Origin of the sequence: Actinoplanes sp. NPDC048791, from assembly GCF_040650095.1 — a bacterium.
Taxonomy (GTDB): Bacteria; Actinomycetota; Actinomycetes; order Mycobacteriales; family Micromonosporaceae; genus Actinoplanes.
Map to the genome: position 1 here is coordinate 24925 of NZ_JBEZGQ010000001.1, position 17858 is coordinate 42782.

General features: G+C 67.2%; 19 protein-coding genes. 11 read left to right on the forward strand and 8 right to left on the reverse strand.

Annotated features, from left to right (window positions below; genetic code table 11):
- Window positions 1-128 precede the first annotated feature (128 nt).
- The gene (locus AB0C29_RS00140) at window positions 129-635 is read left to right on the forward strand and encodes a tetratricopeptide repeat protein (protein WP_360813425.1); all 507 of its coding nucleotides are present in this window, start codon (window positions 129-131) and stop codon (window positions 633-635) included.
- On the opposite strand, the gene AB0C29_RS00145 is transcribed toward AB0C29_RS00140, so the two are convergent.
- Window positions 622-1434 carry a hypothetical protein gene (locus AB0C29_RS00145; protein ID WP_360813427.1) on the reverse strand — a complete coding sequence of 271 codons (813 nt, stop codon included), beginning with the start codon at window positions 1432-1434 and terminating at the stop codon, window positions 622-624. The two genes, AB0C29_RS00140 and AB0C29_RS00145, sit on opposite strands and share 14 nt — an antisense overlap.
- Window positions 1435-1621: 187 nt before the next feature.
- Here AB0C29_RS00145 and AB0C29_RS00150 point away from each other — a divergent pair, with 187 nt between their 5' ends.
- Window positions 1622-2257, forward strand: a complete 636-nt coding sequence (locus AB0C29_RS00150; protein ID WP_360813429.1) for an HNH endonuclease family protein — start codon at window positions 1622-1624, stop codon at window positions 2255-2257.
- Between the two features lie 311 nt (window positions 2258-2568).
- Here AB0C29_RS00150 and AB0C29_RS00155 read toward each other — a convergent pair whose 3' ends face one another.
- Window positions 2569-6093, reverse strand: a complete 3525-nt coding sequence (locus AB0C29_RS00155; protein WP_360813431.1) for a hypothetical protein — start codon at window positions 6091-6093, stop codon at window positions 2569-2571.
- Between the two features lie 636 nt (window positions 6094-6729).
- Here AB0C29_RS00155 and AB0C29_RS00160 point away from each other — a divergent pair.
- Window positions 6730-6963, forward strand: a complete 234-nt coding sequence (locus tag AB0C29_RS00160) for a hypothetical protein (RefSeq protein ID WP_360813433.1) — start codon at window positions 6730-6732, stop codon at window positions 6961-6963.
- Between the two features lie 71 nt (window positions 6964-7034).
- On the opposite strand, the gene AB0C29_RS00165 is transcribed toward AB0C29_RS00160, so the two are convergent.
- Window positions 7035-7919 (reverse strand): LysR family transcriptional regulator, encoded by an 885-nt coding sequence (locus tag AB0C29_RS00165; RefSeq protein ID WP_360813435.1) that lies wholly within the window; start codon window positions 7917-7919, stop codon window positions 7035-7037.
- Between the two features lie 99 nt (window positions 7920-8018).
- On the opposite strand from AB0C29_RS00165, the gene AB0C29_RS00170 reads away from it, so the two are divergent.
- The 7 genes from AB0C29_RS00170 (at window position 8019) to AB0C29_RS00200 (ending at window position 12512) form a co-directional block, all read left to right on the forward strand.
- The gene (locus tag AB0C29_RS00170) at window positions 8019-8765 is read left to right on the forward strand and encodes an HD domain-containing protein (RefSeq protein WP_360813436.1); all 747 of its coding nucleotides are present in this window, start codon (window positions 8019-8021) and stop codon (window positions 8763-8765) included.
- 25 nt (window positions 8766-8790) lie between these two features.
- The gene (locus tag AB0C29_RS00175; protein WP_360813438.1) at window positions 8791-9123 is read left to right on the forward strand and encodes a hypothetical protein; all 333 of its coding nucleotides are present in this window, start codon (window positions 8791-8793) and stop codon (window positions 9121-9123) included.
- A gap of 187 nt (window positions 9124-9310) precedes the next feature.
- Window positions 9311-10108, forward strand: a complete 798-nt coding sequence (locus tag AB0C29_RS00180; RefSeq protein ID WP_360813440.1) for a YbaB/EbfC family nucleoid-associated protein — start codon at window positions 9311-9313, stop codon at window positions 10106-10108.
- Window positions 10109-10110: 2 nt separating this feature from the next.
- Window positions 10111-10431, forward strand: a complete 321-nt coding sequence (locus AB0C29_RS00185; protein ID WP_360813442.1) for a hypothetical protein — start codon at window positions 10111-10113, stop codon at window positions 10429-10431.
- Between the two features lie 14 nt (window positions 10432-10445).
- Entirely contained in the window at window positions 10446-11246 is an 801-nt protein-coding gene (locus AB0C29_RS00190) for a hypothetical protein (RefSeq protein ID WP_360813444.1), read from the forward strand.
- Between the two features lie 80 nt (window positions 11247-11326).
- Window positions 11327-11743: a hypothetical protein gene (locus AB0C29_RS00195; RefSeq protein WP_360813446.1), complete on the forward strand. Its 417-nt coding sequence runs from the start codon at window positions 11327-11329 to the stop codon at window positions 11741-11743.
- A 34-nt stretch (window positions 11744-11777) separates the two neighbouring features.
- Window positions 11778-12512 (forward strand): haloacid dehalogenase-like hydrolase, encoded by a 735-nt coding sequence (locus tag AB0C29_RS00200; RefSeq protein WP_360813448.1) that lies wholly within the window; start codon window positions 11778-11780, stop codon window positions 12510-12512.
- On the opposite strand, the gene AB0C29_RS00205 is transcribed toward AB0C29_RS00200, so the two are convergent.
- From AB0C29_RS00205 to AB0C29_RS00225, 5 genes are all read right to left on the reverse strand, one after another.
- Entirely contained in the window at window positions 12509-12772 is a 264-nt protein-coding gene (locus tag AB0C29_RS00205) for a hypothetical protein (protein WP_360813450.1), read from the reverse strand. The two genes, AB0C29_RS00200 and AB0C29_RS00205, sit on opposite strands and share 4 nt — an antisense overlap.
- A gap of 245 nt (window positions 12773-13017) precedes the next feature.
- Window positions 13018-13893: a bifunctional diaminohydroxyphosphoribosylaminopyrimidine deaminase/5-amino-6-(5-phosphoribosylamino)uracil reductase RibD gene (gene ribD / locus AB0C29_RS00210; protein ID WP_360813453.1), complete on the reverse strand. Its 876-nt coding sequence runs from the start codon at window positions 13891-13893 to the stop codon at window positions 13018-13020.
- The gene (locus AB0C29_RS00215; protein WP_360813455.1) at window positions 13893-15170 is read right to left on the reverse strand and encodes a hypothetical protein; all 1278 of its coding nucleotides are present in this window, start codon (window positions 15168-15170) and stop codon (window positions 13893-13895) included. The genes ribD and AB0C29_RS00215 overlap by 1 nt, the downstream gene beginning before the upstream one ends.
- A 162-nt stretch (window positions 15171-15332) precedes the next feature.
- Window positions 15333-15527: a DUF397 domain-containing protein gene (locus AB0C29_RS00220; protein ID WP_360813457.1), complete on the reverse strand. Its 195-nt coding sequence runs from the start codon at window positions 15525-15527 to the stop codon at window positions 15333-15335.
- Window positions 15499-16410: a helix-turn-helix transcriptional regulator gene (locus AB0C29_RS00225; protein WP_360813459.1), complete on the reverse strand. Its 912-nt coding sequence runs from the start codon at window positions 16408-16410 to the stop codon at window positions 15499-15501. Before AB0C29_RS00225 ends, AB0C29_RS00220 begins: the two co-directional genes overlap by 29 nt.
- 603 nt (window positions 16411-17013) lie before the next feature.
- On the opposite strand from AB0C29_RS00225, the gene AB0C29_RS00230 reads away from it, so the two are divergent.
- On the forward strand, window positions 17014-17832 hold the full coding sequence (locus AB0C29_RS00230) for an SAM-dependent methyltransferase (RefSeq protein ID WP_360813461.1): 819 nt from the start codon (window positions 17014-17016) through the stop codon (window positions 17830-17832).
- Window positions 17833-17858: the final 26 nt, after the last annotated feature.

Below are 17858 nucleotides of genomic sequence, written 5' to 3' on the forward strand. Positions count from 1 at the left end.
GTCGGCGGCTGACTGACGCCGTCGAGGTTGACGCTCGCCTACTGGCGAGGAGCATCTGGACACGCTGATCTCGATGGGCATGCTTTCGCTCGCGATGGCGGAGATCGGTTAGCTGCGAGCGGCGGGGGTTGCTCGAGCAGGAATTGGCGGTGTCCCAGCGTCTATCCGGCGATGACCATCCGTCCACGCTGATCTCGATGAACAACCTCGCGCTCGTGCTGCGGGAGGTAGGGAAGTTACAAGCGGCGCGGGAGCCGCACGAGCAGGTCTTGGCGGTACAGCGGCGGGTGCTGGGCGACGAGCACCCGGACACGCTGGGCTCGATATACAGCCTCGGGAAACTGCTGCGAGCCCCCCAAGCCGAGGGTGATCAATCCCCGGAATCCGCACAGTTGCGCGGTATCGCGACCGTGACAGCGCTGGGCCGTGCCGCCCGGCCACCTTCGCCCAGACCTGGCCCCCGACGACGTCGAGCCCTGGCGGCCCTCAGGTCCGCGATAGCCGTGAAACTGTGCGAGCCGCGGTCGGTGACACGCCTGGACAGCAACACCCCGGTAACCATGTCGGTCGTGAGACAGACCGCTCATGACCGCGACCACTCGTCACTCGTCACTCGTGCGGTCAATACAGCGTAATGATCAAATCCAGATTCTTGGCGGCAACCGTACGACGGTGCTCGGCGAACTCGCGCAGCTGTGTCAGTACGCGGGTGAATGCTTTATCGTCGTCCTCGCCGGCATGCACCTTGTACAAACCCAGGGCGTCCATCTCCGCGACGGAGAATCCTTGACGGACTGCGTCGACGTCCAGGCTGTCGAGGTGCTGGACCGCGGCGACGAGAAACGCCTTTGTTGAGCACCGCCACGCAAATCCTTGGCCTGTTCGGGCGTGGTCGGCGAAGACGTCGTCGCCGGTCACGATGCGATAGGCCACCGTGCGTTCCCGTTCGCGCCACGTGCGTGCCTGCGTGCGGTACGCCACCGGATCCATCAAATATTCGGCCTGCTGGAAACACCGGCCATCGAAGTGATCGACCCAGCCCGCCCCGGCCGGCACCACCGCCAGAAGATCCCGGCTGATCTCCGGCAGCGCTTCTTCGCCGCGCCGCGGACTGAACGGGGGCCACGTGCTGGCTTGCTCCCACAGCGCGGCATCGGCTCGGATCGCCCGTATCGGCTCGGCGTGCAGCGGCACCGCGATGCTCCTGAGTTCTATGCCCACGACCCGAGCACGACACGTCCACACCACCGCCTGCCAGTTCACCTGAGAGCGCCAAGCGATCAGCGGGTGACCGCACAGCGGCGCCTCACGACGACCCGCCTTGGCTACGGCGCCGATGACCGCCACGGTCAGCGCCGCGCCGGTTGCGTGACCATCGCGGTGCAAGCCGCTCGTCGGGCCGAGCCGCCCGCACGTGGCGCACATCGATGCCACCAACGATCCAGGTCCGCACCCTCGGGGCATCCGCTCGAAGATCGACGTGCAGCGTACGCATCCTCGAAGTAGTAGGACGGCTACGGGATGTTCACACCACACCGGTCGCGCCACACACTGAACTCCATCGATATTCGGGGGACACGTCGGTTACTCGCCGGCGGCACCTCCTCGCGATCGGAGCGGCATGAAGCGAGCGTTGCACTGGACCGTCACCTTGGCCGTCATCACCGTGACCAGCAGCCTGCTCGGCGGCCCGGCGCTGGCCACCCCGACCGGCATCCCGTCCAAAGCCACCGCCCAATCGCAGCTGAACGGACTCAGCGTCGCCACGCAGGGCTCCACCAGCGGCTACTCCCGGGACCTGTTCCCGCACTGGATCACCATCAGCGGCAGCTGCAACACCCGCGAGACCGTCCTCAAGCGCGACGGCTCATCCGTGGTCACCGACAGCGCCTGCGCCGCGACCTCAGGCCGCTGGTACTCGCCGTATGACGGCGCCACCTGGACCGCCGCCTCCGACGTCGACATCGACCACGTCGTGCCGCTCGCCGAGGCATGGCGCTCCGGAGCCAACTCCTGGACCACAAGCCGGCGGCAGAGCTTCGCCAACGACCTCACCCGACCGCAGCTGATCGCCGTCACCGACAACGTGAACCAGTCCAAGGGCGACCAGGACCCCTCGACCTGGCAACCGTCAATCAGCTCCTACCGGTGCACCTACGCCAAAATGTGGATCGCCGTGAAGGCGTACTGGGCGCTCACCCTGCAGGCATCGGAGAAAACGGCCTTGCAGACAATGCTCAACACATGCGCGTCCTGAGCTTGTAGCAGCGCGACGTGGGCGGGCACCGGGCAGCGCCGCGCACCGAAATAGTCAGGTGTCACCTCCAGAGCCGTCCGTACATCAGCGGTATCCGGAGGCGATGTTGCCGGCTGATTTGTGCTGTGCACCGCGACGTTTCGCCGGCATCGCCCTTACCGAAGGGCGAGTCACGGTCGGTGGACGGCCCTGGCCACGCGTACGGATCGGCTGCTGGCTCGCCCCTGAGATCGGTCGTTGTCCGATGCTGCGTCGTCCGGTGCTGCTGTCTGCTGGCATCACCGTGCGCGTAGCTAGCTGGCGTCGCTTTCCTACGGTGCCGTGGCGTCCGCTCGTTGTGGAGGGTGCAGAACTGACCGGGTGAACTCGGCGAGCTCCGAGGGGGCGACAGCAGCGACGGCGGGCAGGACGCTGTACCAGGGTGCATTGAGCAGTGCGGTGGTGAGGTAGCCCCGGGCTCGGTCGGTGTGGCCGGTGGCGGCTGCGGTTCGGGCGAGTGCTATCAGCAGGGTGTCGCGGTTCTCGGGGTCGAGCAGGGCTTCGGCTCGAGACCAGTCGTTCTGGCGGGCGTATGCCACTGCCAGGGCTGTGGTGGCAGGTGCGCGGGCGGTAACGGTCGTGAGGTCGGCGAGGCGTTGCTCGGCGGCGGGCAGATGGCCGGCGGCGGCGTGAGCGGTGACCAATTCGGCGACGGCGTCGTCGTGGATAAATTCGTCGGTGATCGTGTCGATCCAGTGTTCTGCGGCCGGGAAGTCACCGGTGGCCGCTGCTGCTTTGGCCAGGATCAGGGCCGCCTGGTCGCGGCGCATCGGGTCGGTGATGGTGGCGGCTGCGGCGCGGGCCTGGGTGTCGGCGCCGGAAGCCGCGTAGGCGCGTATGACGCCGAGGAGGGTCCAGCCACGCCCGTCCTGGTCGGGGATACGGTCGGCGACGTCGTGGGCGCGCCGGGCCGCGGTGAGTGCTTGGGCCGGGTCGGTGGCGGCCAAGGCGATAGCTGCGGCGGTGTAGGCGTCGACCCGGTGAACGGGGTCGTTGAGCGCCGCGGTGAGGGTAGTAGGGCGGTGGTGGTCGCCGGCGGTGGTGATCGCGGCCGCGATGTCTGCGGTTGCTCGTCCCGTCTGATAGTCGTCTCTGATCTCGGCGATGGCGGTGGCGGCTGCGGTGGCCAGATCGAGGGCGCGCTCCGGGTTCCCGCCGTCGGCGAGGGCTGTGGTCACGCCGATGAGTGCGGTCGCCCGTTCCCTGGGGCCGTTGATGCTGCGGGCGAGGTCGATGGCGAGTTCGTGGTGTCCGGCTGCGGCGAGCAGGGAGGCGGTTAGGGCGAGGCTTCGCCGTTGGGGGGCGTGGTCGGCGCGTGCGGCGTCCTGTGCTCGGATCGCCAGGAGTTCGGCTTCGGCCGGTGCTGAGGCGAGGGATGCTGCGGCCATGGCTGCCAGGGCGTGGATCCGCGCGGAGGTGCTTTCGATGAGGGTCAGGGCTTCCTCGGCGGCGTCGAGCCGACCGGCGCGTGCCCATCCCTCGGCGAGGTTGCCGATCGCACAGTCGTAGTCGATGCCGTACATCAGCTCGGCGGCGTCGGCGGCGACTTCCATCTCGCCTGTGGCTGCGGCTTGTTCGGTGATGTGCAGAAGGACGTACGCGCGCATGTCGTCGTCGACAGCGCTGCTGATGGCAAGAGCGGCGTCGAACAGTCGCCGTGCCCGCTGCGGGTCGCCAGTCGTGGCGCTGTCGCGGGCCAGGCTGGCGAAGCCGAAGCCGCGGTCGCAAGGGGCGGGGACCGCGTGCAGTGCGGTTTCGGCCAGGTCCAGCAGGCGTGATGCACCGGTGGTCGTGGTTTCGGCGAGTCGGCCGTAGCCGGTGGCGCGGTCGGCCGGGTCTGGCAGGCCTCGGATCATGGCTTCGGCGCGTTGCTGGTCGCCCATGCGTGCGATGGTTGCCGCGATCGCGGTGATGGCGCCGCCGTGCAGGTCGCTCCCAGAGAGGATGTCGGCGGTGCTGGTGGCGGCGTCGAGCAGCTCGGCCGCTACGGCGTCGTCACCGATCGCTGCTCGCAGCGCGGCGTGCCGGGCCAGGTCGATGGCCGCCGCGTCGTGGTGGAGATCGTCGAGGAGCGTTTCGGCGGCGGTAGCCAGGGCCGCCGCCCGGCTCGTGTCTCCCGCGGTGGCGGCGGCTTCGGCGAGCTCGAGCAGGGCGTGGCTACGCCAGATCGGGGTGCCGATGTCCGCGGTGACACGTTCGGCGCTGTCGAGGTCGCCGTGTTCGATGAGTGCGGTGACGAGGGTGGCGAGGGCATGGGCACGGCCGTGGACGTTGACGATGCCGCGGGCCAGCGATGCCGCGCGGGCGGGTTGGTCTAGAGCGACCCAGATGGTCACGAGTTCTACCGGTAGGTCGTCGTTGCGGGCGGCCACCTCGTCGCGTCGGTGGGCGATACGGAGCAGGCCGAGTAGGTTACCGGGGTCGTGGCGGGCGAGAGTTTCGTAGCCGGTTGTGATCTCAGTGAGTGCGGCGGCGTCGCCACCGGTCGTCCGATGCAGCAAGTCGTGGCGGCGGGGGTCGGTGACGAGTTCGGTGAGCCGGGTCGTGTCGGCGGTGGCTTGCAACATGTAGGGGTAGCCGCGGCGTAGGTAGTCCGGGGTTTGCTGGGGCCAGCCGCGGTCCACGTACGCCTGGGCCCACTGGTGGATGCGTTCGCGGTGTCGGTCGAGAGTGGTGCCGAAGCGGTCGGCGGCCCGGATGGCGAGTGTTTCATGCGCGAAGATCAGGCCGGTGTCGGTGCGTGCGGTGAGGGTGCGGCCGAGCACGCCGGCGAGTAGCGGGTCCAGGGTGTAGGGCGGTTGTCCGGTCAGGTCGCTGAGGTCGGCGGGAGTAAGGCCGCCCTGGGCGGCGGTCATCAGGCCGAGGATGTCGCGTCCGCCGTTGTCGCTGTTGAGGGTTTCGTTGAGTTCGTGGGTGGCGCGGCGGGCCAGGTCGCCGGCGTAGGGCGAGGGGGCCAGCGGGCGGATCTGGCATCGGTGCAGGGGATGGTCGTCGGGTACGTCGGCGGGCAGTGGTGGGTGCGGCCGGCTTGCCACGATGACGCGCAGTGCGGGTGCGGGGGTCCTTGGCAGCAGGGCCGCGATGCTGGGCAGGCCGGATCCGGCCCGGCTGCCGCGGTCCTCGTCGAGGCCGTCGACGACCAGGACGAGGCGTCGTCTACTGGCGGCGGCGCGCTCCGTGGCGGTGCTTAGCAGCTGGCGCCAGTCCTGGGTGCGGTCCGCCTGGCCGAGCAGTGCGGTGAGCTGGTCGTGCAGTGCGCTCGTGAAGGCGGTGGCGTCGCATTGGTCGGCAAGCCGGGCGGTGATGAAAAAGGAGATGACGTCGGTGCGCGGTGCCGGATTCAGTGCGAAGGTGGCCAGCAGGGCAGACTTGCCGGCCCAGGGTCCGGCCTGCCACCACAGATAGCTGTCGTCGCTGTGGCAGAAGGCCGCCAGTTCAGCGAGTTCGGCGTCACGGTCGCGCAGTCCGTCGGCGGGAGCGATGTCGCGTACCTGGTGGAGGTAGCCGCAGGTGTCCTGCCAGGCGGCCGCTGGCGGGGTGGGCTGGGATCGGGTGGCTCGCGCGTCGGCGGCCGCGCCCTGCGCCAGCCGGCGTACCTGTTTCAATGTTGTGGGGTCGGCACGCAGCGCTGTGGCTATGGCGACGGCGATCTCGTCTCTGGGCACCTTGCGGCCGTTGAAGATGTCGCTGAGGTAGCCCTTCGACGCTGGCCGTCCGTGGAGGGCCATTCGCTGCTGGATCGCGAGCAGCGACGGCTTCCCGGCGGTGACCTTCAGTTCCCGCAGCAGGTCGAGCAACTCCCGGGCGTATCCAACCGGTGGCACGAGCGCACGCTACCGGTGTAGCGGCCGTGTTCGCTGCGGCTGGCGCCGGATTCCCCCGTTGGTGCAGGTGCTGGGGGTTCGCTGGAAGAACTGTTCGCTAGGGGGTCGGGCGAACGGTCGTTCGGCGGTGAGATTGATCCGTCACCGACCGAATGGAGAAATCATGTCCCGTAAGCCGCTCACCCTGCGTTCCCTGGTCATCGACGGCATCGCGATGCGACGGGCGGTGTGGCGGACACTGCGCCGGTCCGTGCTGCCCGGAGGCGGGCTGGCTGCCCGGTTTGCTGGTCGCCGGGTATGTGGTGAAGGTGTCGCACGACATCGTCGACGAGCGGCCATGACGTCCGTATCTGTTAGCGCATGAACGACGGGCAAACCGGCAGGCACAAGCCGTCTGTGGACAACCGCTGTCCACAGCCAACCAGGATGGCACGTCGCTGGCGCCAATACGGTGATGCCGATCGCCGCCCGCCACTTTGACCCTTGCTGAGTGACGACTAGCGCAACGACTAGTCTTGCCGCTGTTCCGCCTATGACCTGATGGCAGCCCGGCCGTAACCGGGCCGCCGTGCCGAGTTCCAATGCCGCTCGCACACTGAGGAGTTCGACATGACCAATCCTGTCCGACGAGAAAGCCCTGACCAGCAACAATCCGGCTCCCACGGGGTGGCCCGCGCCACGCTCGTCGCCGGTGGGGGCTTTGCAACGGCCATCGGCACCATCCTCGGGGTCGCCGGCGCCTGGGGCTACGGCGACCGTGTCGTTCTCTACGCCCTTGTCGCAGTCTGCGTCGTAGCGGCGTTGACGATGTTCACTGCAGCACGCGTCGCGCGACCCGATTGACGCCCCGCGCCCCGGTCACGCGGCCTCCGGTTCGCGACGTCGAGTGGTCGAGAGCGCCCGCCCGTCTTGTCTCAGCGGATGGATGGACTGCGCTGGTTTCGAGGTTTCACTGTGGTGTGGGCGGCGCGGATAGCGGTGAGTAGGGCCGCCACGCGCGGATCGTCACCGGCATTGCGGCGGTGAACGGCATGGTAGGTCACCTGCGGCAGGTCGGTGACCCGTCGCGCGACGAGCCCGGGCGCGGGTGTCACGCAGCCGGTGACCACGGCCAGGCCCACCCCCAGCGCGGCGTAGTGCACGGTCAGGGGCCAGCCCTCGATCTCCGCCGCGACCGTCCACGACACGTCGGCCGCGCGCATCGCGCGCTCCAGGCTGACGCGGTGCGGCCGGTTCTCCGGCGGCACCACCAACTCCTCCCCGGCCAGATCCTTCAGTTTCACGGTGCGGCGGCGCGCCAGGCGATGGCTTTGCGGGACGAGCACCACCTGCGGATACGTCGCGACCGGCAGCGACACGACATCGTTGGGGATCGCGTCGAGCACGGACACGCCCAGGTGAGCGCGGCCGGCGCGGACCGCGTCGAGCATCTCACCGCGATTCGTGTGCAGCAGCCGCAGACTCCCAGGCCGTTCGGCGAGGGTGGTGCGGATGACCTCGCCCAGCACGTGCAGGTAGGCGGCGTGACCGGCCGCCAGCACGATCGGCCGCGTCGACGGCGTCACCCGCAAGTCGTCCAGCAGCCGGCCGACGCGGTCGCTCTGCTCACGGGCGAACCGGGCGACCTGCTCACCGTCCGGCGTCAGCACCAGCCGGCGGCCGACCTTCTCGTACAGCGGCCGCCCCAGCTCCCTCGACAACGTCTGGATCTTGGCATGCAGGGCCGGCTGCGACAGGTGCAGCACCGCAGCCGCCCGAGTCAGGTTCAGGGTGTCGGCGAAGGCCGCGAAGGCGGCCAACGCATCGAACGAGATACGCGGCTCAGCCATAGAGTAACCCTATAGCAGCACGGCCGATTCATAGTTCCGCCCGATTCCTCACCGGCCGACAATCAGAGCATGATCACACCACCGCACCAGCCCACCGCCGTACCGGCGGCGCAGCTACTCGTCATGCCGCTGCACGCCATCACCGAGATCCACGGCGAAACCGGCCTGCGCCAGCGCCTCACCCTCGAACTAGACCAGCTACCCGCCCTCGACCGGTGCGTCGTCGAGGACGCCGCTACCTGGGCCGCGCAGCTACACGCCGGGCAGCGACGTACCCGCGAGCCGTACGTCAATCATCTGCTGCGGGTCACGCTGCGGATCCTGTGCTACTACCGCGTCACCGACCCGGACATCCTGATCACGGCGCTGATGCACGACGCCGTCGAGGACCAGCCCTGGACCATGACCGGCCTGCCGACCGGGCACGGACCCCCACCACGCGAGCAGGCATTCGCTGTTCTCACCACCCGCTACGGCCCGCGCGTCGCCCGGCTCGTCGACGCGGTCACCAACCCTGAACCCGAGGCCGGCGTGGACCGGGTCCGGCAGTACCTCGACCACCTCGCTACGGCCCTGGCCGACGACCCGTGGGCGAGGGTCATCAAGCTGTCCGACTTCACCGACAACGGCGTCGGCATCATCCACACCGTCGGACCCAAGGTGCAGCGCTCCGCCCGCAAATACACCGGCGCCGTGCCGATCCTGCGCGCACTCCTCCACCGCCCGGACACACCCCTCGATCCGCAGGTCAAGGACCACATCCGCCGGCAACTCGACCTCGCGCAGCGGCGCTTCACTGCCATCCTCGCCGCCTGAACCCGAATCCCGGGAGGAGATCCTGATGCGGGAGCCGACATTCCTGGACTGCTGTGACACCGTCAGCCTGCGCACTGTGCGGGTGCTGTACGAGTCCCACCACGACCTCGAGGCACTGAAAGTCTGCGTCTGCGGCGGGTACTGGTTCTACCGCTTCAGCGAGTACGTGAACTGGGCCGGCGGGCACGACGACCTGACGTCCTGGTACACCCGTCTCAGCCCTGAGGAAGGCACGGCCCTCGCGCACACCGGCCGCGCCGGACTGGACCTCGGCTACCTCCGTGAGCGGCCCAGCTGGATGGACGACCATGACGGCGTACGCCCGGTGCCCGGCGCGCCGGACCATCCGGCGTCCTGACACGGTCCAGCCTGCGCGGACGGCGCAGGTGTCACTGCACCCGTCGGCGACGTGTTCACCGTGCGGGGCAGCCGGCGCGACCCTGCTGGCGCTCGCGCGTCGCACCCGTTCGTGCGGGACAGCGGCCGGCGCGGCCGGTCCGTTACGGTGGGCTTTCCTCGTGTCCGCGCATGTTCGGAGTTGATCTGTGGCAGAGCCGACTGGTGAGGCACGCCCGGGTTTCTTTCCCGAGCTCCAGGGCCTGCAACGCGATGCGGCAGTCCTAGCCGGCAGGTTCGCGGCCGCCGAGGCCGCAGCGGCCGAGGCGTCGGGTCGCGACCCGTCCGAGAAGGTACGCGTGGTGCTGGCGTCGCTCGGCAGGATCGCCTCCGTGGACGTCGACCCGCAGTGGCAGTCACGGATCAGCCCTGACGACCTCAGCGCCGCGGTGCTGGCGGCTTATCGGGAAGCGAGCAGCCGGCGCCTGGAGACCTGGGCGGCCGAGATCGGCCGAACGACCGTCAGCCCCGATTCGCACCAGCAAGGCTCCGTGCTGAGCGATGGCGCGCCGGAAGCACCGGCCGATGCAGGGGCGGGGGTCGGACCGGCCGACGAGTCGTCGCACGAGTCGATCCGCCGGTTGTGGTCGCTGCTGCAAGACGCGACCGACCGGCTCGACGACGTCATCCGAGCGGCCACCGCCCGCAGCGAGACCGTCATGACCGGTCGTGACCCGGGTAGGCACGTCAGCGCGTCCTTCACCGGCGGCGGCGAGCTGACCGACCTGAGCATCGACGAGACCTGGGCGGCTGACGCCGACGCCCGCGAGCTCGGCACGTCGCTGACCGCAGCGATCACCGACGGGTACGCCGCGATCGACCGCAGCGCTCACGAGACCACCGGCCAGTGGCCGTTCCCCGACCTCGACCGGATCAGCGGCAACCCCACCGCACTGCTGGCCACGCTGGGCCTGCCAGCGATCCCCGACACCCAACCGAAGGGGTAGTCATGCCACCCACCGAGCAGCAGATCCAGGCCGCGATCCAGGCACTACGCAAGGACGCCGACACCTGGGCTGCCGGCAAGGACAAGCTGGTCGACGCGGCCGCAGTGGCAGCCCGACTCGAACTGAACGCCCTGCACTTCTCCTACCTCGCCGACCAGCTCGGCCTCGCCGAGGTCTACCAACAGCTGCAGCACCGGCTCTACACGCTGCTCAACGAAGGCGCCGCTAACTTCCTCGCCCTTTCCACCGCCCTCAACGACGCAGCCGACGGCTACGAACAGGACGAGATCAACGCCGTGCACCGCATGAAAAGCATCTACTGACCGGGGGAACAGACATGGCAGTCGCGCTGCCGCTGTCGGAAGGCGAGTTCAACGACGCGCTACGCCGCGTCGACGACAGCCTGCAGAAAGTCGTCGAGCTGACCGACGCCATCGTCGACGCCTGCAACCGTGTCGGTCAGTGGCTCGGCCCGCTCTGGGACGACGTGGCCGATCTGCTCACCCGGTTCGTCGACCTGGTCCAGAAGCTGCTCTCGGAGATCGGGAAGTTCTTCACCCGGCCCGGCGTGCCCTGGACCTTGTGGAACCACGGCACCGACTGGGTCAAAGAAGTCGGCAAACCCGTCAGCGACCTGATCTCGCAAGCCACCACCGGCCAGACCGACATCGACGAACGATGGCAGGGCCCCGCCGCGACCGCCTACCTCGGCACCCTTCCCGACCAGGGCAAAGCACTCGCGGCGATCGTGGCCGCCACCGCCGACATCGACGACGCCCTCACCAAGGTCGCCGGCGGCATCATCGCGTTCTGGCTCGGCGTACTAGCCGCCATCGTGCCGTACATCATCGAACTGACCGGCTGGGGCGCCGCCGCCTCCACCGGTGTCGGCGCCCCACCCGCGGCAGCCGGAGCCGGCGCCTCCACCCTGAAAGTCCTCGGGATCATCACCGCCGTCGTCACCGCGGCCATCACCTACCTGACCGCCATCTCCAGCCAATACAAAGACCTGCTCCAGCGCGTCGAGAACAACGACGGCTTCCCCGCCGGGCACTGGCCCCGCTCCACCAACGACGTCATCGCCGACGGCAGCCTCAGCGGCGACAACACCACCAACTGGCACCTACGCACCTCATAGACCGGCCCGCGGGAGATGCCATGAGCAACGATCGTGTCCACGTACCTGACCCGGCACTCCTGCGACGAGCCGCCCAACGCATGACCATCGCCGTCGTCATCATCGTTGTGCTGACGACCTTCTTCACCGCCGGAGGAATCAGCCTCATCACGGCCGGCGAACTACCAGGGCTGCCCCTCGCCGTAGGCGGCGCCGTGATCCAGATCGGCGCCATCGTGCTCTTGATCGCGACCCGGCACGTCCGCCGAACCCTGACCGGCCAGACCATCGCGCGATCATCGCTCATGACGGCACGCCAGACGAGCGGCTGGGTACGTCGCATCGCCCTAGCGACGATCGTCGTTCTCATCGTGTACGGCTTGATCCGGCTCACCTTGGGTGATCCGTGGAGCCTCCTTACGGCCGGAATCATCGGCGTCGGACTATTCCTGGTCGGAAATGCCAGCAAGAACATCGGCCTTGCCCAGAGCGAGGCACTCAATGGCCAAGGCACATAGGTCCACGGCGTAACTTGTGTGCGAGCATGGCGGCATGGTGGCTGGTGACGCGGGTCTGGTGATCTGGGACGTTGACGGGACGCTCATCCCTGCCGACCTGCGCTGGCTGCGCCGGGCGATCTCCCGCGCGTTCGGCATCACGGAGTCGGCGGTCGTCTTTCCCGACAAGAAGGTGCACGGATACACCGACGAGTCGATCGCGATCGACACGGCGACCGCGTCCGGCGTTGACCCGTCCCGTGCCGAGTCGGGAATTCCGGTGTTCCGTGAAGCCCTTGCCGCTGTCATGGAGCAAGGGCGGCAGGAGCTGGCCGAGGTTCAGCCGCCGTATCCGGGAGCAGCGGCCAGTATCGCCGCGCTGCATCACCAGGGCTTCGTACAGACAGTCTTGACCGGCAATCTGCGGTCGGCTGCCGAAGTGAAGCTGCAGGTGGCCGGTCTGGACAAGTATTTGGATCTGCGGGTCGGCGGGTTTGGGTCGGACGAACGTGATCGCTTCGAACTTCCCGCTGTGGTAGCCCGACGATACGCCGAGGTCTATGGCCGCCCCGTTAATCGTGGCCGGACGGTCATCGTGGGGGATGCCCCCAACGACATCGCATGTGCTCGGCACGCCGGCTTTCATGTCGTCGTGGTCGCTCACCGGGCCGGAACCGAGGAGCTAGCTGTTCATCGTCCTGACGCGATCCTGAACAGTCTCGATGCTGGCGGTGTCATAGAAGCCATCAAGTCGCTGGTGTCGTCAGGGACGCGCCCAGCTGCGAGCTAAGCGGTCATCCGCTCTTCAAGCTCAAGTACCACCGGCTCAGCTCGCCAACGGTCCAAGCGCTGTCGGGCGCGCTGTGCCCGTGCTATGCCGCGGTGGTTGCCGCTGATCTTCAGACGTTCGTAGGTGCTAGCCAGCAGGGTGCAGGAGCGTTGAAGGTCCCCTGCTTCGGCGTGGGCGCTGGCGAGGTCTACCGTCGCGGCAAGCGAGACGTTGATGTTGGCGTGGTCGAGCTCCAGCGTCGTCACTGCCGTCTCGAGCACGTCGATGGCCTTCCGTGCCCGCCCCAGCAACAAGTGGCATGTCCCTGCGTAGACCCTGAGCCGGGCCTGACTCCAGTCACTGTAGAGACCGACGCAGTCGCCAGGCGCTGATCGCTTGCTCGGCGCGCTCGAAGGCAGCGTCGGCCTCCACAGGTAGCCCTAGCGCGGCGTACCTCTGTGCCTGTTCGGCGGCGATTCGGGCGCACCTCTGACGGTTGTTCGCGACCTCAGTCCCGCCGTCCCGGTCAGGAGATACGCATTCGGCGAGACATGATGCAAACAGAGCTGTCGGCCACCACGACCGACTCGATATGAAGACCTGGTATCAGATAGGAAGGCGCCTCCAGATCATCGATACTATCGCGTGCTATCCACATCACGGCTTGGTCTACCGCATCGGCGACGATAATCGATTCCCCTAATTCCTTGCCAGAGACGAGCACCGTACGCACACCGCCGTGGTAAAGCTGTTTCAATGAATCCGTCGGGTGTGTTGTCTCAAAGGCGGCGGGGAAGCGCAGCACATCCTTGCCGTGTCCGTTGGGGATGCCTTCCTCGATGTGTCCATCTCGGCCGATCACGATGTCAGCCTGAGCGCGTAGCTCATTGCTGGCCATCTTCTTTCGCAGGTCAGTGAGACCCGCCGAGTCGAAGTCGGCCAGTGTGACCCACGGGCGTTGTCGTATCGTCGCGGTCAACCATGGCCCCAAGACCACGTTGGCCTCGTCGGTGAGTACGTCCACCTCGACGTCGACACCAGCCGCCTTTAGGACCGCAGCGCCGCCTTCTCCGCGCGAGGTTGGATCCATGTTCGCGATCACGACGCGCACTACGCCGGAATCGAGCAGCAGCTTACGGCACGCGGGCGTTACGCCGACATGGTTGCAGGGCTCCAAGGTGACGACCGCCGTGCCACCGTGGGCGCGGGTTCCGGCGGCCGTCAGCGCGTGTGCTTCCGCGTGCGGTTCACCTTTGCGGCGGTGGTACCCGACTCCAACCTCGCGACCCTCAGCGTCGAGGATGACGCATCCGACAGGAGGGTTGGGACTGGTCGTCCCGAGCCCCAGCGCGGACACCGCAATAGCTCGGTGCATCGCGTCGATCTCGCGAGAAGTAGCCATCAGGTGTCCTCGTCTAGTTCATTAAGAAGAATAGCCACGGGTTCCAGGCCACGATGGCGGCGCAGAGTGACGCCTACGTCAGCGAGACGCTGCAGGATCCGCCGGGAGCCAACCCGTTGAGCGATAGCCAGAGCCTCTCGGGCCGAACATGCCGCTTCCTCGGGTTGACCGGCGTCAGCGTGCGCGGCGGCTTTGCTGGCCAGTGCGGCGGCCCGGTCCCGACGGTAGACCGCCGGCACCGTCGGAAGCGCGAACTCGTAGAGCTCGATTGCTTTTCGCGGTGAACGCATTGCTAAGCATGCCGCTCGATGGAGCTCGACATAGCCGGCCGTGCAGAAGGAGCCGTGTCCGGCCCGTGCATCGCCTCGGCGATCGTCGGTGACCCAGCGGTGAGCCTGGTCAAGCAGCTCTTGGGCGGTGTCCTCCTTGCCGCGCATCGCAAAGCTGAGAGCCTCCTGGACACGGATTGCGGCGCGCATAGGACTGGGCAGAAGGTGTTCCTCTCGCCGCGCAGCTTGGGCAAGCCCAATGGCGCCTGCAGAGTGCCCAGCCGCAGATAGCTGTTGACTACGGCGGTATACCGTCCAAGCCACCATGGTTCGGTCATCCGTCTCGTATGCCCATTCCATCGCTTGGCTCGTCCAGTAATGAGCGCGATCAAGATCGCCTGCATCTTCGTGCAACCACGCCGCAGATTCGGCGTACTGAGCTGCGAGTCGCACCGTTTCCAGGCGTTGCCTATCCGGGTCGATGGACATCATGTCTTGTAGAACGCTGAGCTGGGTCTTTACGCCGGCAAGGGCATGCCGTGGGCCGAAGAGGTTGTCGGCGCGAACCAAGACATGCCACTGCTCGCGCAGGTGAGAGAGCATTTCTGCTCTTTCGTTCACCGAGGCGATCAGTCGATTTACGGACCGGACCTTCGGCAGAACATGTGCTTTCTCGGTGGCCGGTTCGGTTCCGGGGCGGCCCCTGCGGTTTGGGTAAAAGCCGAGGTCGGCGTCTTTGGCAACCTGCAGGACTGCCCGGAACGCCTCCCGGTAGAACCGTGTAGGCCAGCGGTGGGCGCCCGCTTCATATCTCGACACGAATCGGTGGTCGACGCTCGTTGTCATCGCATGCCGGTGATGGAGGTAGGCGTTGATGGCGTCGGCGACCTCTTGAGTCGACATCGGTTGGCCGCTGCCCGATGGGGACGTGATCCGGGTCCTGGCCGCGATGAGGCTTTCGTTGCGGTCGCGCTTCCCTGCCCAGCTCTCATGCGGTCCTGCTGCCATCTCACTCCTTCTGACCGCCGCCGTATGCCCTATGCAGGCTGAATTAACACGCTGGCCGTGCGGGCGGCACGCTGCTGGCATGGCAATGCAGGGAACCCGCATACAGAGGAGCGGTTGCCACCGACGGCAGAGCTGCGCCTTCCGGCGAGGCGAGATCGGCGATCAGCCGAATTCACCGTTGCGTACGTCGTCGATGAAAGCGTGCCACGCCTTAGCTCCGAATGTAAGGACTGGCCCCGCCTTGTCCTTGGAGTCCCGCATTCCGACGTCGCCGTGGCTTGAATGCGAAATCTCGACGCAGTTGTCTCCGCCACTGCTACGTGAGGACTTACGCCAGACCGAGAACGTCCGCTCCATGATCCACCAATCCCTCCGTCTCGTGCGGCAGCTTTTCCGCCAGCGCAGCAAGGAAGTCAAGGCTATCTGACTGCGTCAGCGCGGCGTCCTTAAGACGTGAGTACAGAGCTAGATACGGGCCGACGTCCTTGTGGTCTGTCAACACCAGGTCTGACGTTGCAGTGTCGACCGCGACGACCACCGGATCATCGCGATCGGGATAGCGGTAGATCGAGAACGCCGAGCGCGGGACGGCGTGACCGTCGATGTGGGCATCGGTGCGCAGCACGCGGATACACAGGCGGTCGTGGTGATGGCCCAGGTCCACGAGATGGTCCAGCTGCGCGGCGACGACCCGCACGGGCGCCGCCATCCGCCGTAGGGCCAGCTCGTCGATCACGACCTCGTAGTCGGGGCCGTCAGGTTGTTGCAGGAAGGCCTGGCGCGTACGGCGGGCCTCGAGCGCGGAATCGGCGTCGAAGGTGGTCTGGTAGATCGTTTGGTCAGCTCGGATGCGGGCCTCGGTGAACGAGGGGATCTGAAGCAGCCCAGGCAGAAACGTGAGCTGGTACTCGCAGATCTTCGCCGCCCCCCACTCCAGGTCGGCGTACAACGCCTGGCGCAGACCCATCTCCGTGGCCTTCCGTTCCCACCACCCGCGCTCCTGTGCGTCACACGCCACATCCATGATCGCCTGTCCGCGCTCGTGTCCCACCTCGAAGTGGTCCAGGACGCGCATGATCTCGTCGAGGTTCGGCCGCACCCGGCAACGCATCAGCCGGCTGATGCGTTGCTTGCTGAGGCCGGTCGCAGCGGCAAGTCCGTCGGCGGTGTAACCGTGTTCTTCGCGCAGCTTGATGAGTTCGTCGGCCAGCCGCCGCCGGCGCACATATGGGCTCGACATTTGCCACCCCTATCCACAACGTTCCCGCCGTGTGTGTCCTGACCGTCCGGTTGCGATAGAGGGTAAGCCTGCGTTCGTTCCGCGGAAGACCGCCAAATTGCCACCTGCGGAGACATCTCGCAGCTCAGAGCATGATGCGCCGCTAAGTCGCCACCTAAGTCCGCACCTATTCCGGGCTTACGTGCGCTCGGCCAGTTGCGTGAGTGTGGAAACACGACACGTTACTCGTCGATCCGACGTGGATGCGGTGTGAGCCGAACCCCCTTTTGCTGCCCTCATTCCCGCGCGGTTTCTCGATCAAGAAAGGCCCTTAGGTATGGCCGAGCCCGTATCGCCCTCCACGGGCTCACGTGAGCATGCGACGAGCCAGCCGATGGCGGCACTGCTGGTCCTGGTTGTTGCGGCTGTCTGCGCACCGCTGAAGTTCGGCTCGGGCTATGCCGATCGCATTCCGGTGGTGCAGCGGTGGTGGCGTCGTAGGCGGTCACGGGTGTTGGCTGCGGCTGAGCAGGCGGACGCCGTGGAGCGGGCGCAGGCGTTCGGTCGGCTTCGTGCCGCAGGTCGGGCTGAGTGGGGTCGCGGCAGCACATCGAGGGCGCGGTCATGACGGTCGAGCGTCCAAGCTTTGATAGCAGCACGGCGCATCCCGCTCGTCGTTACAACTACTGGCTGGGCGGCAAGGACCACTTCGCCGCCGACCGAGAGTCCGGCGACGCGATCGCCGAGCTCTATCCAGCAGTGGTCAACGACGCCCGGATGAACCGGCGGTTCCACTGCCGCGCGGTCGAGTGGCTGGCGTCGGTCCGGCACGTCAGCCAGTTCCTCGACATCGGCTGCGGCCTGCCGATGCCGGAGGACAACACGCATGACATCGCGCAGGCCATCAATCCGCAGGCGCGGGTGGTGTATGTCGACAACGACCCGCTGGTGATGGTCCACGCCCGTGCACTGATGTCGTCCCACCACGCCCGCGACAGTGTCGACTACGTCGATGCAGATCTACGCACGCCCGAGCGGATTCTCGAGGGCGCTGCGGACGCGCTGGACCTGTCCACACCAGTCGGGTTGCTACTGACGGCGGTCCTGCACTTCCTTCCCGATGCCGACAACCCGTATCGGATCGTGCACGCCCTGCTGGATGCCCTGCCAGCGGGCAGCTTCCTCGTGTTGTCGCACGTCAGCATGGAGCTGGCATCCAAGGAGGCCCAGCAGAAGGTCGCGGCAACGACCGACGTTCCCGGCACCGGACAGTTCACCAACCGGTCGAAATGGGAGATCAGACATTTCTTCGCAGGACTGGCTTTCGTCGGCTCTTCTAAGCCGGTGCCGGTCAACCGATGGCAGCCCGAGTTCGGCACGTATCAGGTCGCGGAGGCTGATCAGCCTGCGGCGGTGTACGGCGGTGTCGCCGTGAAGCACTAGCCCCGGAGAGCAGGGGCTGTGGCCAA